The organism is Rheinheimera sp. (genome assembly GCF_037442345.1).
Classification (GTDB): domain Bacteria; phylum Pseudomonadota; class Gammaproteobacteria; order Enterobacterales; family Alteromonadaceae; genus Pararheinheimera.
This window is the reverse complement of the sequence record NZ_JBBIQL010000010.1, coordinates 25,299-37,876: the sequence shown is the minus strand read 5'-3', so window position 1 is coordinate 37,876 and position 12,578 is coordinate 25,299. Positions and strand designations below refer to the sequence as shown.

General features: G+C 54.9%; 14 protein-coding genes. 11 read left to right on the top strand and 3 right to left on the bottom strand.

Features of this window, described 5'->3' with window-relative positions; all coding sequences use genetic code 11:
* Positions 1 to 121 precede the first annotated feature (121 nt).
* From WKJ04_RS07480 to WKJ04_RS07445, 8 genes are read left to right on the top strand one after another with little or no spacing between them, the layout of a single operon-like run.
* Positions 122 to 952, top strand: a complete 831-nt coding sequence (locus tag WKJ04_RS07480) for an OmpA family protein (protein ID WP_337879856.1) — start codon at positions 122 to 124, stop codon at positions 950 to 952.
* Positions 953 to 965: 13 nt separating this feature from the next.
* Entirely contained in the window at positions 966 to 2,276 is a 1,311-nt protein-coding gene (locus WKJ04_RS07475; RefSeq protein ID WP_337879855.1) for a sigma-54 dependent transcriptional regulator, read from the top strand.
* 17 nt (positions 2,277 to 2,293) lie between these two features.
* Positions 2,294 to 2,611 carry a flagellar hook-basal body complex protein FliE gene (locus tag WKJ04_RS07470; RefSeq protein WP_337842375.1) on the top strand — a complete coding sequence of 106 codons (318 nt, stop codon included), beginning with the start codon at positions 2,294 to 2,296 and terminating at the stop codon, positions 2,609 to 2,611.
* Between the two features lie 9 nt (positions 2,612 to 2,620).
* Positions 2,621 to 4,366 carry a flagellar basal-body MS-ring/collar protein FliF gene (fliF, locus tag WKJ04_RS07465; protein ID WP_337879854.1) on the top strand — a complete coding sequence of 582 codons (1,746 nt, stop codon included), beginning with the start codon at positions 2,621 to 2,623 and terminating at the stop codon, positions 4,364 to 4,366.
* The gene (locus WKJ04_RS07460; RefSeq protein ID WP_337842373.1) at positions 4,347 to 5,366 is read left to right on the top strand and encodes a FliG C-terminal domain-containing protein; all 1,020 of its coding nucleotides are present in this window, start codon (positions 4,347 to 4,349) and stop codon (positions 5,364 to 5,366) included. Before fliF ends, WKJ04_RS07460 begins: the two co-directional genes overlap by 20 nt.
* Positions 5,367 to 5,999, top strand: coding sequence for a FliH/SctL family protein (locus WKJ04_RS07455; RefSeq protein WP_337879853.1), 633 nt, complete (start codon positions 5,367 to 5,369; stop codon positions 5,997 to 5,999).
* Positions 5,992 to 7,317 carry a FliI/YscN family ATPase gene (locus tag WKJ04_RS07450; RefSeq protein ID WP_337879852.1) on the top strand — a complete coding sequence of 442 codons (1,326 nt, stop codon included), beginning with the start codon at positions 5,992 to 5,994 and terminating at the stop codon, positions 7,315 to 7,317. Before WKJ04_RS07455 ends, WKJ04_RS07450 begins: the two co-directional genes overlap by 8 nt.
* Positions 7,318 to 7,322: 5 nt before the next feature.
* Positions 7,323 to 7,742 (top strand): hypothetical protein, encoded by a 420-nt coding sequence (locus tag WKJ04_RS07445; RefSeq protein WP_337879851.1) that lies wholly within the window; start codon positions 7,323 to 7,325, stop codon positions 7,740 to 7,742.
* 108 nt (positions 7,743 to 7,850) lie between these two features.
* Here WKJ04_RS07445 and WKJ04_RS07440 read toward each other — a convergent pair whose 3' ends face one another.
* Positions 7,851 to 8,105, bottom strand: a complete 255-nt coding sequence (locus WKJ04_RS07440) for a hypothetical protein (protein ID WP_337879850.1) — start codon at positions 8,103 to 8,105, stop codon at positions 7,851 to 7,853.
* Here WKJ04_RS07440 and WKJ04_RS07435 point away from each other — a divergent pair.
* From WKJ04_RS07435 to WKJ04_RS07425, 3 genes are all read left to right on the top strand, one after another.
* Positions 8,105 to 8,395 carry a hypothetical protein gene (locus WKJ04_RS07435; protein ID WP_337879849.1) on the top strand — a complete coding sequence of 97 codons (291 nt, stop codon included), beginning with the start codon at positions 8,105 to 8,107 and terminating at the stop codon, positions 8,393 to 8,395. The genes WKJ04_RS07440 and WKJ04_RS07435 overlap by 1 nt on opposite strands.
* A 137-nt stretch (positions 8,396 to 8,532) precedes the next feature.
* A complete protein-coding gene (locus WKJ04_RS07430; RefSeq protein WP_337879848.1) occupies positions 8,533 to 9,396 on the top strand; it encodes a transposase in 864 nt (287 codons plus the stop codon).
* Between the two features lie 640 nt (positions 9,397 to 10,036).
* Positions 10,037 to 10,486 carry a DUF2147 domain-containing protein gene (locus WKJ04_RS07425; protein WP_337879847.1) on the top strand — a complete coding sequence of 150 codons (450 nt, stop codon included), beginning with the start codon at positions 10,037 to 10,039 and terminating at the stop codon, positions 10,484 to 10,486.
* A gap of 65 nt (positions 10,487 to 10,551) precedes the next feature.
* Here WKJ04_RS07425 and WKJ04_RS07420 read toward each other — a convergent pair whose 3' ends face one another.
* Positions 10,552 to 10,944, bottom strand: a complete 393-nt coding sequence (locus WKJ04_RS07420; RefSeq protein WP_337879846.1) for a hypothetical protein — start codon at positions 10,942 to 10,944, stop codon at positions 10,552 to 10,554.
* Positions 10,941 to 12,566, bottom strand: a complete 1,626-nt coding sequence (locus tag WKJ04_RS07415; protein WP_337879845.1) for a S41 family peptidase — start codon at positions 12,564 to 12,566, stop codon at positions 10,941 to 10,943. Before WKJ04_RS07415 ends, WKJ04_RS07420 begins: the two co-directional genes overlap by 4 nt.
* Positions 12,567 to 12,578: the final 12 nt, after the last annotated feature.

Sequence of the window (12,578 nt, the reverse complement as noted above, 5' to 3'; positions counted from 1 at the left end):
ATCTGTGTTTGGGGACGGGGCAGGTCTGTCTGACAGTCTGGCTCCGCCTGTCTTTTGCTGTTTGCCTTTTAATCGGGTACCGGGCTTTGGCCCAAACGGGTTGGTTAAAAGGATTATTCGGGTGAACAGCACGTTAATTAGTCTGGCATTCAGTTCGATCATGGGCAGCACAGCCTCTACTGTGGTGGTGCCGGCCATGGATCAGTCTGAATGGCAGGTTTCAGGCAATCAGTTTCAATGCCGCATGCAGCAGCAGCTGGGCTCTATGGCGACTTTAAGTTTTCGTCAGGAACCAGCGAAAGCGCTGGAATTGTGGCTGGATATGAACTCCACGCATCTGCAGTTGCAGGACGTTCAGGGCCGCCTGGTCCCGGCGGACTGGCAGCCAGGCCAGTATGCGCCTGCGTTGCAACTGGCAGCCACAGAGGTCACTCAGGCCCATGCCCGCTTTGTGGAGCAGGTGCCGGTGGTTCTGCAACAACTGCAGCAGGGCTATTGGCTGGAGTTATGGCTGGACTTACCCGGCCAGGAACTCAGTCTGAAGGTGCCTAACCTGAAATCCGCTGCGGCCCTGACGGAGTTTCAGCGCTGCACCACATCGTTATTACCTCTGAGCTGGGAACAAGCCCGCGATTATCAACTTCATTATCTGGCCGGTGAACGTCAGCCAACGGCGGCTGGCCTGGCCCATCTGCAATTACTGGCCCGCTATATCAAAGAAGACAAAGCCATCCGCAAAGTGCTGATCGATGGTCACAGCGATGATGCCGGTTCGTCTTTGGCCAACCGTCTGGCGTCGGAAGAACGTGCCGACGAAGTGGCTGCCCGTTTTATTGAATGGGGCGTGCCGAAAAAGCAGCTGGAGATCCGGGCCCATGGCAACCGATACCCGCTGGCACGGAACCAATCCAATAACAGAGTGGTGCTGCGGTTGATCCGCAGTGCAGGTTGAGAGAAGAGGTGGTATGAAAAATTTATTGTGGATCGATGCCTCTGTACCTGCAGATGAGCAACTGAACTGTGCCAGAGCCGAAGGCCTGCAGGTGACGACAGCCAGAGATTTAACCTCCGTACTCAATGCCTGCAGCACGCTGCGGCCGGACATTGTGGTGTTAGCGTCGGAATTGCCGGATGTGCGTACTGTTGAGCTGATGCGCCTGCTGAAACGGCATTTTGACAGTTGTCAGATCATTGTGCTGGTGGAGCGCGACCAGCATGCCTTTGCCGCTGAGTGCCTGACCCAGGGGGCGATCGACTATCTGCTCAAACCTTTCAGTGCAGTGCAACTGCAAAACACCATCCGTCACGCTGCTTCGGTGGGTCGTGGTTTAAAGGATATGGTGGCTGTGTCGGTGGGCAGCCGTCAGGTGCTGCAACTGGCCAACAGAGCCGCCCAAACCGACGCCACAGTGCTGCTCAACGGTGAGTCAGGCACAGGCAAAGAGCGACTGGCCCAGTACATTCACCAGGTGTCTGCCCGCCGTGACCAGCCTTATATCGCGGTGAACTGTGCGGCTATTCCGGAAAATATGCTCGAAGCCATGTTGTTTGGTTACAACAAAGGCGCCTTTACCGGGGCAACGCAGAATCAGATAGGTAAGTTTGAAGCCGCCAATGGCGGTACCTTGTTGTTGGATGAAATCTCTGAACTGCCACTGCCTTTACAGGCCAAGCTGCTGCGGGTGCTGCAGGAGCGTGAACTGGAACGTCTGGGCAGCAACCAGAAAATTAAACTCAATGTGCGGGTGATTGCCGCCAGCAACAAAGACTTACGGGCTTTGGCTGAGCAGGGCCAGTTCCGTCAGGACTTATTTTACCGGCTCGATGTATTGCCACTGCGCTGGCCCGCCTTACGGGAACGCCGCGACGACATTTTGCCGATGGCCGAGTTTTTTATGCAGAAATACGGTGATGGCAAGTACCTGTTAAGCCCGGCGGCGCGGCAACAACTGCTGGCGTATTCCTGGCCGGGCAATGTGCGTGAGCTGGAAAACGTGATGCAGCGGGCGCTGGTGATGGCGCGTGGTATTGAGCTGCAGCCGGTGGACTTAAGTTTGCCGGAGCAGGTGGTGCCTGCCGCTGAATTGCCGGTATCCGCCGAGCAACTGAAGCACAGTAAACGCACAGCAGAATTCGATTACGTGTTAGGGGTACTGAACCAGTTTAATGGTCATCGTACCCGGGCTGCAGCAGCTTTGGGCGTCAGCACCAGAGCCCTGCGGTACAAATTGGCGGCTATGCGTGAGCATGGTGTAGACACAGACGCAATAGCTTAAGTCAGAGGAGCAGACAGATGGTCAGTCCAATTCAGTCTCAGCAGGAATTACTCAGTCAGTTTGGTCAGCTGGAGCAAATCGCCCGCAATGACCGTATTCAGCCGGCTCAGGCCGACAGTGGCATCAGCAGCGATTTCAGCGCTGTGATGCGTTCCATTAATGCCCAGCAGAATTTGTCGTCGGAGATGATGGCGGCCGTGGATGCCGGCCGCTCTGACGATGTGGTGGGGGCTATGGTCGCCAGCCAGAAGGCGGATTTAAGTTTCTCTATGTTGCTGCAGATCCGTAACAAAGTGATGAACGGTGTGGATGACATTATGCGCATGTCGCTGTAAGGCTGAATGATGAAAACTGAATTAGCGAAAGCCATGCCCGCCACTATTGACGGCAGCTTCCGGGAGAAAGTGATTAACCTGTCCGGCAAAATGCAATTTTTGCCGCAGGGCGAACGCAGCCTGGCGTCCATTGCGCTGCTGGCCACCCTGGTCGCCGCCACTATTGTGGTGATCCTCTGGACTTCGGCAAAAAACTACGTGCCTCTGTATGGCAGCCAGGAGCATTACGACAAAGCCGGTATTGTTGAAATTCTGGATAAAGAGCAGTTTCCGTTCCGCATTGACACCGACAGCGGCAATATTATGGTGCCGCAGGACCGCCTGGCGGATGCCCGTATCACCTTGGCAGCCCGAGGCATTAAGGCCGCGATGCCGGAAGGTCTGTCGGCCATGCAGGACAAAATGGCCATGGGCACCAGCCAGTTTATGGAATCGATGCAGTACCAGCATGCCCTGGAAGGCGAACTGGCCCGTACCATTATTACCATGGATGGGGTGCGTAACGCCCGGGTGCATCTGGCCATTCCGAAACGCAACCTGTTCGTGGGCCGTGAAGAAGAAAAATCGGCCGCCTCAGTGATGGTGGATTTAGCACCTGGCTACAACTTAAAACCTGAGCAGGTCGAAGCCATTGTCAGCCTGGTGTCCGGCAGCATTCCGGGGCTGGACCCGCGTCAGGTCTCTGTGGTGGATCAGCGCGGCAAACTGGTGTCGGGTTCTCTGTACGACGAAACCCCTATTGGCAAAGAAACTGACAAAAAACTCGCTTTTATCGACAAAGTGGAGCGTTCGATTGAACAGCGCGCCTCCATCATGCTGCTGCCGGTGCTGGGGGATGGCAATTACCGCATTCAGGTGTCCGCAGACGTCGACTTTAACGTAGTGGAAGAAACCCGCGAAGCCCTGGACAAAGAGGCGGTGCTGCGCAGCGAAAACATGAAAACCGACTCGATGCAGGACCAGCTGGCAATGGGCATTCCGGGCTCTTTGGCCAACCAGCCGCCGGTACCGGTGCAACCCGGCCAGCAGGCGGCGCCGGATAACAACGAACGCACCTCGCAGCGCAACGAAACCCGCCGTGAGTTCGACACCGGCAAAGCCATCACCCATACCCGCTATGAAATTGGCCGGGTAAAAAGCCAGAGCGTGTCTGTGCTGGTCAATCAGGCGGCCGCAGGTGACGCTGGCTGGACACAGGCGCGGCTGGATCAACTGGGCGAAATGGTAAAAACCGCCACAGGGTTCCAGGCCGAACGCGGCGACCAGTTTCATATCAGTGCCTTTGAGTTTGTGCCGGCTGGCGCTGCGGCTGAGCTGGAAGGTATGGCCTGGTGGCAATTGCCGGAGATGAAAGAATACATCCGTTACGGTGTCGGGGCTTTGATTGGTCTGGCGCTGGTGATTTTTGGTGTGCGGCCTTTGGTGAGCCACCTGACCCGTAAACAAAAAGTACAAGGCACAGCGGCTGGCGCAGTGACCGGGCTGAACCCGCTGAACCCGGCTGCTTCAGCAGCAGAAGCGGAAGCCACTGCAGCCAAAGGTCCGGCCATTCTGGACGGAGTGGCAACCCCTGCGGCGGATGCAGCCGTCGGCGCCGCCGCCGCCCATAACATGAACTTACCTGCAGTAGGTTCGGAATTCGCAGACCAAATCAATCATTTGCAACTGCTGGCCAACCGGGAATCTGACCGGGTTACAGCAGTGATCAAATACTGGATAGAACGAGGAGTCAGCGTTGAATCCGTTAAGAGCTGAGCAAACCAAAACCATTGGTGATTTGGATAAAGCCGCAATACTGCTGCTGAGTATGGGCGAAGAAAATGCCGCCTGTATTATCAAGAAGCTGGGGCGCAACGAAGTGCGTGCTTTGTCGGAGCGCATGGCCAAAATTGCCAACGTGACGCAGGACGACGTGGCCTCTATTCTGACCGACTTTTTTGACCAGTACCGCACGGAAAGTGGTGTCAGCGGTGCGTCCAGGCTGTACCTGGAGCGGGCGCTCGACAAAGCAGTGGGCCGTAAGCTGGCGCGTGGCATGCTGGACGATATTTATGGTGGCGCTTTGGCAGACGATATCCGCCGGCTGGAATGGGTGCCGGCTGAATTGCTGGTGCGTTTTATGGAGCAGGAACATATCCAGATGCAGGCGCTGATCCTGGCCTTTTTACCGGCCGAGCAGGCCAGCGCCATTCTGGGCTTATTTCCGCAGCAAAAACACGATGACATTCTGTTCCGTATCGCCAATATGCGCGAAGTCAGCGAACACGTGATTGAAGATTTGCGTTACACCCTGGAGCGTTGCATTGATTATGTCGGTGAACAGGTGGGGGCCCGGGTCAACGGGGTGCAGCAGGTCGCCGACATTATGAACCGCTACAGCGGCAACAAAGCGGAAATTATGGAGCTGCTGAAACAGCACAACTCTGCCACAGCCGAAGCCATTGAAGACAAGATGTATGACTTCTTCAGCTTAAGCCGCCAGAGCGAAGAGGTGCTGAACCAGCTGCTGACCGACCTGCCGGATGAATTGTGGGTCACGGCGTTAAAAGGGGCCGACGTGGCGCTGACTGAAGCCATTCTGGCGGTGTTACCGAAGCGGCTGGCGCAGGTGTACCGTCAGCAAATCGACACCATGAAACCTCAGCCTGTGCGCAAAGTGGAAGCGGCGCGCGCCGAGATTATGGCCATAGTGAAGCAGCGTATGCTGGCGGGCGAGCTGGATTACCGGTTGTATCCGGAAGAGACGGTGGGCTAAATGAGCGGCGCCGCGCAACCCTTGCGTTTTCCGGCACTGCAGCGGCGTGATGGTTCCGTACACCCGCAGCAGCAGTACGAACAGGGCTACCAGCAAGGGTATCAGGCTGGGGTGGAGGCTACAGAACAAGAGGCGTTCAGCCGTGGCCGGCTGGCCGGTGAGCAGCAGGCTGAAGCCTTCTGGCAGCATCAGTTGCAGCAACAACAAACCGACGCCTTGGTGCGTGAGCAGCAGGCGCTGGATTTGCTGGCGCAGCAGTTTGAGCAGCAGCTGCAACAACGGGACCAGCAGATAGCGGCGGAGCTGCTGGCCACAGTGCAGCAGCTGTGCAGCCTGGTGCTGCAGGCCGAACTGGTGACCCAACCGGCCTTGCTGCAACTCTCTATTGAGCAACTGGTGCCCTTATTGGGTGCGACCGATCCGTTGCAGTCTATTGCGGTGTCGGCACAGGACGCGGCCTTATTTACCGGTATTTCGCAAATTCAGCAGGTGCCCTTGCAACTCGACAACCAGTTGTCGGCAGGGCAGGTGTTGTTTAATGGCAAACAACAGCTGCATCAGCTGGATTTCCAGCAGCGGTTAGACGAAGCGCTGTTGCCACTGCGACAGCAATTGTTGGGTGACCATGCGTAACCTGGGCGCCGAACTGGCCAGCGCCAGAGCCCAGCTGAAACGCCCGGCGCCTGTGCTGAGTTTTGGCCGGCTGGTGCGGGTGAACGGGCTGATTTTGTCGGCCGCCGGCGGCCATTTTGTGCTGGGCCAGCGTTACCAGGTGGAAACCGAACAAGGCGACTGGTGTGAAGCCGAAGTGGTGGGCTTTGAACCCGACCAGGCCTTTTTAATGCCATTGGCCCCTGTGTCTGGTGTGCGGGCCGGTGCCAGGGTGCGTGCTGTGCCAGACGCCTCCAGTTTTTGGGTGTCGCAGGCGTTGCTCGGCCGGGTGGTTGACGGCTTAATGCAGCCGCTGGACGGCAAAGGCCGGTTGACCGAAGGCGAGCGCATTTCCGCCAGCCTGGCCGCTGTGAACCCGTTGCAGAAAAAAGGCGTCAGTGCGCCGCTGGATGTTGGCATCCGGGCTATTAACGGGCTTTTTAGCGTTGGCCAGGGCCAACGCCTCGGCCTGTTCGCCGGCTCTGGCGTCGGCAAAAGTAAGCTGCTGGGCATGATGACCCGCTTTACCCAGGCCGACGTGGTGGTGGTTGGCCTGATTGGTGAGCGCGGCTGGGAAGTCAAAGATTTTATTGAGCAGTGCCTGGGGCCGGATGGCCTGAAAAAGGCGGTGGTGGTGGCGTCACCGGCCGATCAGTCGCCGTTGCTGCGGCTGCGCGCCGCCGAACTGGCGCACCGGCTGGCCGCCTATTACCGCGACCAGGGTCTGAACGTGTTATTGCTGGTCGATTCGTTAACCCGTTATGCCCAGGCGCAACGTGAAATTGCCTTGTCAGTGGGCGAGCCGCCTGCCACCAAAGGTTATCCGCCTTCTGTCTTTAGCAAACTGACGCAACTGGTTGAAAAAGCGGGTAACAGTGCCGATAGCCAGGGCAGTATGACCGCCATTTATACAGTTCTGGCGGAAGGCGATGATCAGCAGGACCCGATCGCAGACGCCGCCCGCGCTATTCTGGACGGCCATATAGTGCTCAGCCGCAGCCTGGCGGAGCGGGGCCATTACCCGGCCATTGATATTGGTGCCTCCATCAGCCGGGTGATGCCACACATAGTGCCGGAAGCCCAGCTGAAACAGGCCTACAAACTGAAGAAACTCTACAGCCGCTACCTGCAGGTGCAGGAGCTGATCCCGCTTGGTGCTTACCAACAAGGCAAAGACCAGGAACTGGACCAGGCGGTGCAACTCTATCCGGCGTTAGAACTCTTTCTGACCCAGGGTTTAAACCAGGCCTGCAGTTTTACTGAAGCCCAGCAACAACTGCAGCAATTACTCGGGAGCTGAACCACATGTTAAAGCAGTATCTGGAGTTACAGCAGCAGAACCTGCTGCAAATGGCCGAACGGCAACACCAGCTGGCGCAGCACAGTCAGCAGGAAGAACGGCGCTTGCAGCTGCTGACCGGCCATATTCAGCAACTGGAACGCAGTTACCAGATGAAATCTGCCCTTGGTTTGCAAAACCTGGCGTCGATGCAAAACGTGCTGTGGGATATGCAACAACAGCAGCAGGACAAAGTGCAACAAAGCCAGCAGGAACTGCAGCAACAGCAGCAGGTTTGCCGCAAGCAGGCGGCGTTCAGCAAAGGCATTGAATGCCTGGTCGAGCGGCGTGAGCTGGTGCAACAGGAAAAACAACAACGTCAGGAACAGCAACAGGCCGACGAACTGGCGATGCAGCTCCATCAACGCGGCCGGCAGTTGGCCTGATACTGATCTCTTCGTTGAACAGGTCTGTTGACACTAAGGGGAAACCACGTAATTCTGGACTTTGTTTAGATAGCTGACGGATAGTGTTCAGTTTTCTGGCTGTGAGCCTTAAGGGAGGCCGCCGGAATTTACAGAGGTCAAGGATGAAACTACTCTTCTCTTTTTTAATTTTCTGCTGGCTTTTTGTGCTGTACCAATGCAGCCAAGCTGCGGCTGAAAGATCAGGCGTTCCGGAGCTGACTCCGCATTTTTTCCAACATCGGGCTGAGTTTCAGCAACTGACAACTCTGGCCTGTGCTGTGCAAAAGCAAATGAATAGCCGCCATAAAGTTTATAAGCCAGGGACTGCGCCTGAGTACCCAATGCCTTTGGCTGCAGACTTCGCAAAAATTGACCGCTTGATCAGGCAAATAGGGGGCGAGAGCCTGATACTGCAACAGGGTGCTGATGGTGGTTGTTCGTTATTGCTGAGGCAATGGGGCTTTACGTTTGCCGGTGACAGTACGGCTATGAGCTACAGCTACAACCCGTCCCGGTTGGCTGACTATATTCCACAGCTGCATGATTTGGATAAACACAATCCACAAGAACCCGTGTATTTCACTAAGCCATTGGCCGATGGCTGGTATGTGGAATATGACTACAGCCCTTAGCCGAACAGCGGGGTCATAGCCGAACAACGGGGTCAGGTCTTGCCCCGTGCCCCTTGGTGAGAGGTGGAGAGGATATCAGCAGGACGGTGTGCAAAGGGCTATAGTCAGCTGACCATGGATGAGAAAGGGAGGCACGGATGAGCCGACCGCTAAGACTGGAATTTGCCGGTGCGTTGTACCACGTGACCTCACGTGGCAATGAACGCAAAGCCATTTATTTAGAAGAAGCCGATTTTGACCGCTTTCTTGAGATTCTTGCTCAGGTTTGTCAGCGCTATAATTGGGTGATCCATGCTTATTGCCTGATGACCAACCACTACCACTTACTGTTGGAGACGCCCGATGCCAATTTAAGCGCGGGCATGCGTCAGCTAAATGGCGTTTATACACAACAGTTTAACCATCATCACCGTCGTGTAGGCCATTTACTGCAAGGTCGTTACAAGGCCATTCTGGTGGAAAAAGAGAGTCACCTACTCGAAGTCAGCCGATACATCGTCTTAAACCCGGTGCGAGCGCATATGGTGAACTCCTGTGCAGAATGGCTCTGGAGCAGCTATTCCTGCACTTGTGGCATGCAGCCCACACCGCCTTGGTTGGCGGTAGACCAACTCTTGCTGATGTTTGCATCGGAACGACATTCTGCTATTGAACACTATCAGCGTTTTGTAAACGCTGGACTTTTGAATGATTTGTGGGCAGGGCTAAAACAACAGTTGTTCATCGGGTCTGATGAATTTGTCACCCGGATGCAGCACCAGATAAAGCAGCCAGACCTATTAACGGAAGTGCCCGCTGTGCAAAAGAGGAGTATCGCCAAACCCTTGGAGTGGTATGCAGCACAAAGCAGCAGAAACGACGCCATCCAGCAAGCGTTCGCCAGCGGAGGTTACAGCATGGCCGAGTTAAGCCGTTACTTTTGTTTGCATTACGGAACCATAAGCCGGATTATTTCAGGAAAAAGCCACAAGTCTCCCGCGGGGGCACGGGGCAAGACCTGACCCTGCAGCCGTGACCCTGCAGCCGATGTTTACACGAAGGAGACGGGGGAATATAGTGGTAGTTATGAGGTTTGTAATTTTGCTTAATAATATGATATTCAGAAGTTTAATATTTGGGTTGTCAGTATTACCTTTGATTGTTTTTATTGTAGTAAGTGCAATGTATACTTTGCATGCTTCATATTATTTTCTGTTGGGGGTGGTGCCTTTTTTGGTGTCTTCAGTAATGTGTTACATCGCTACCTTTAGGAATAAAAATCTCTATTGGGCGGAGTATGGTGGTTTCATTGTTTCTGTTTTGTTTTCTGTGATTTATATGAAATTGTATTGGGATGCCAAGTATTCTGTTGACTATGTGGATGCGCAGGCAGACCTTGCTTGGGTTGTTATTATACCGATTCATTTTTTAGTTTATTTTTTGGTTTGTTGTTTTTCTGTATTTTTTTGGTACTTAGGCAGACGTTTTTTTAAGTTGTAAGTTTGTCGGGTTGACCGCCAATGGGGTCAAGTCTTGCCCCGTGCCCCAGCATTCTGCTTAGCCGTATTGCCGCTTGACTCTGTTTTTCGTCCTAAGGGATGATGCGCCCCGAATCAGGCCTGTTCCCTGGCCTGCCTGTCTTTTCTCTAAAAGTGGCCTTTTATGAAAAAAATCTGTGTGTCTTTGTTCGTGCTGGTGTTGTCGGCCATGGGTTCTGTACAGGCCAATCAGCCTGCCGCGACGGCCACTGTCACAGGGCAATGGACAACCATTGATGATGAAACCGGTCAGCCGAAGTCGGTGGTCGAAATTTATCAAGAAAATGGCAAGCTGTACGGCAAGGTGGTGAAGATTTTTGACCCGGCGAAAAAAGCTGCCTTGTGCAGACAATGCAAAGGTGCCGACAAAGACCAGCCGGTGCTGGGGCTGGTGATTATTAAAGGCCTGAGCAAAGACGGTGACGACTACAGCGACGGCGATATTCTGGACCCGAAAAACGGTAAGTTATACAGCTGTACCCTGAGTCTGGACACGGCGGACCAGCTGACTGTGCGGGGGTATTTGGGCTTTGCTCTGTTAGGTCGTAGCCAGACCTGGCAGCGGGTGATATAACCTGTCAGCAACAGAAAAACTAAGGCCAGCATTCAAGCTGGCCTTATCGTATGAACTTCAACGCCTTATTGAGTGGTCTCCGGGTAACGCTGTTTTTCGGCGACGCAGTGGGCGCTTTTCAGCTCAAAGTTCTGGTTGGATTTATTGTGGCGAAGTACGCAGCGGCCATGCTCCAGTTTCAGCTGAAACAGGTTCGCCGCGTGCTGGACCCGGCCGTCCAGGGGGCGGCCTTTTTCGTCCCGCAATACCGCATTTTCTATCCAAATTTCGGATTCAAATAAAAATACATTGTCAGCCAGCAACACCAGCTCGCCGCCTATGGCTTGCTGTATGGCCTGTTGTATTTCCAGCCGCACCTGGGCTGAGGTTTCGGTTAGCACGGCGGCTTGTTGTTCGGCCTGCAGCTGCTGCTGGCAGGCGCTGAGGAACAAGGCGGCGATGACAAGGCTCAGTCTCATGGTTGCTCCTGCCGGGTCACCGGGGTGCGAATACTTTGGTCCAGCAGGCTGTCGTTCGGGTTGCGCACTGCTGGTGTGGTCAACAAGGCCGGTACCTCACTGCTGTGACTGCGGGTGAGCTGGCTGACTGTGCTGCTGGCGCTGACCGGGCAGCTGCCACTTTGTGCATACTGCACCGCGGCAGCGAGCAGGGCCTCGGCCGGGTCGCCCAGTTGATGGTTAAAGTCGTCAGGTACTGCACAGCCTTTTACCTGGTCGTCAAACTGCGGTGATGGTGTTGGAACAAAACCATCGGCATAGTCGCCAAAACCTTTGGCATTTACACCCGAGAATTGAATGGTGAAATAAGTACTGCCGCAGTTGTCCTGCGGATAGAAACCATAAGGTTTGCCGCAGGTGCGGTCGCCAATCAGGATCACTTCGGCATCCACGCCTCGCAGGCCATTGATAAAAGCTTCGCTGGCCGAACAGGTATTGCCGGTGGCCAGTACAAAAATCCGGCTTAAGTTCAGGTTAGGCAAGCTGGTGTTGGTCAGGGTGTTTTGTTCGTAATTAATTTCCCTGTTGTAAAAGGGCGTTGGTTGCAGTGTGGCGCCTGTGACAGGGTTGGTCGTCGGGTACTTGTCATTAAACTGCATCTTTTCAAAGTAGCGGCTTTGAATAATGTCTGGCCCCGTCATCATATAAGCCAGCTGGCTGGACAAGGCCAGCAAACCTCCGCCGTTGTAACGTAAATCGATTACCAGGTTGCTGACCGCCTGGTCCCGGAACTGCCTTACCGCGCTGATTAGCTGCGGCTGAGCCGGTGTGATAAAGGAATTAAACTGCATGTAGCCCAGCTTGCCTGCACTGGTGTTCAGTACTTTGACGTTTTGCACCGGGCTGCTGGCCACATTGGCGGAGGTTAGTGTCAGGCTGTAGTCAGTGCCATCCGGGCGGCGGAATTTAAACTGATGCGGCTCACCGGACTTGTCTGGAAACAAACCGGCATTCAGGGTGTTCACCCCGGCCTGGGTTGGGTCGTTAATAAAATCCACCCCGTCAATTTCCAGAATAATATCGCCCCGGCGGACTGAAGCATTGCTGGCTGGCGAATTGGGTTCGGTATAGGCCACCTGAAACCAGCGTGGCACTGTGGTGGATTCCACCGACCATTCAATGCCATAGCCTGAGCTGACGCCGGATTGGGTTTGCTGGTTATAACTGGCGGTATCCTGAATAAAATGAAACTGGTCTTTCGCTGCGGAAGACGCTGTGGTCTGCTGTGTTTTTAACTGGTCAAAATAAGCCGCCACAGAATAAGCCGCCGGGTCGCGGTCGGGCAGTTCGCGGTACCATAGGTAAGTGCGGTTACTCCACGAGCGTAACCACATTTTTTCATGCATGGCGGTACCGGTTTTGTCCGGGTAAGGTTGGTTGCTGTTATAGGGGTCGGTGCCGCTGCGGGGTGTGGCGCAATAATCTTTGTACTGGCTTTCGTTGTTGTAAACACCTGCTGTCCAGACCGGTGCAGTGGTACTGCCGCCGCCCGTCCCGCCCGTACTGCCTGAGGAGCCGCCACCGCCGCCGCATGAGCTGAGAGTGACAGCCACTAAAACACTGAACCATAACTGATATTTCATCCGCACTCCTCC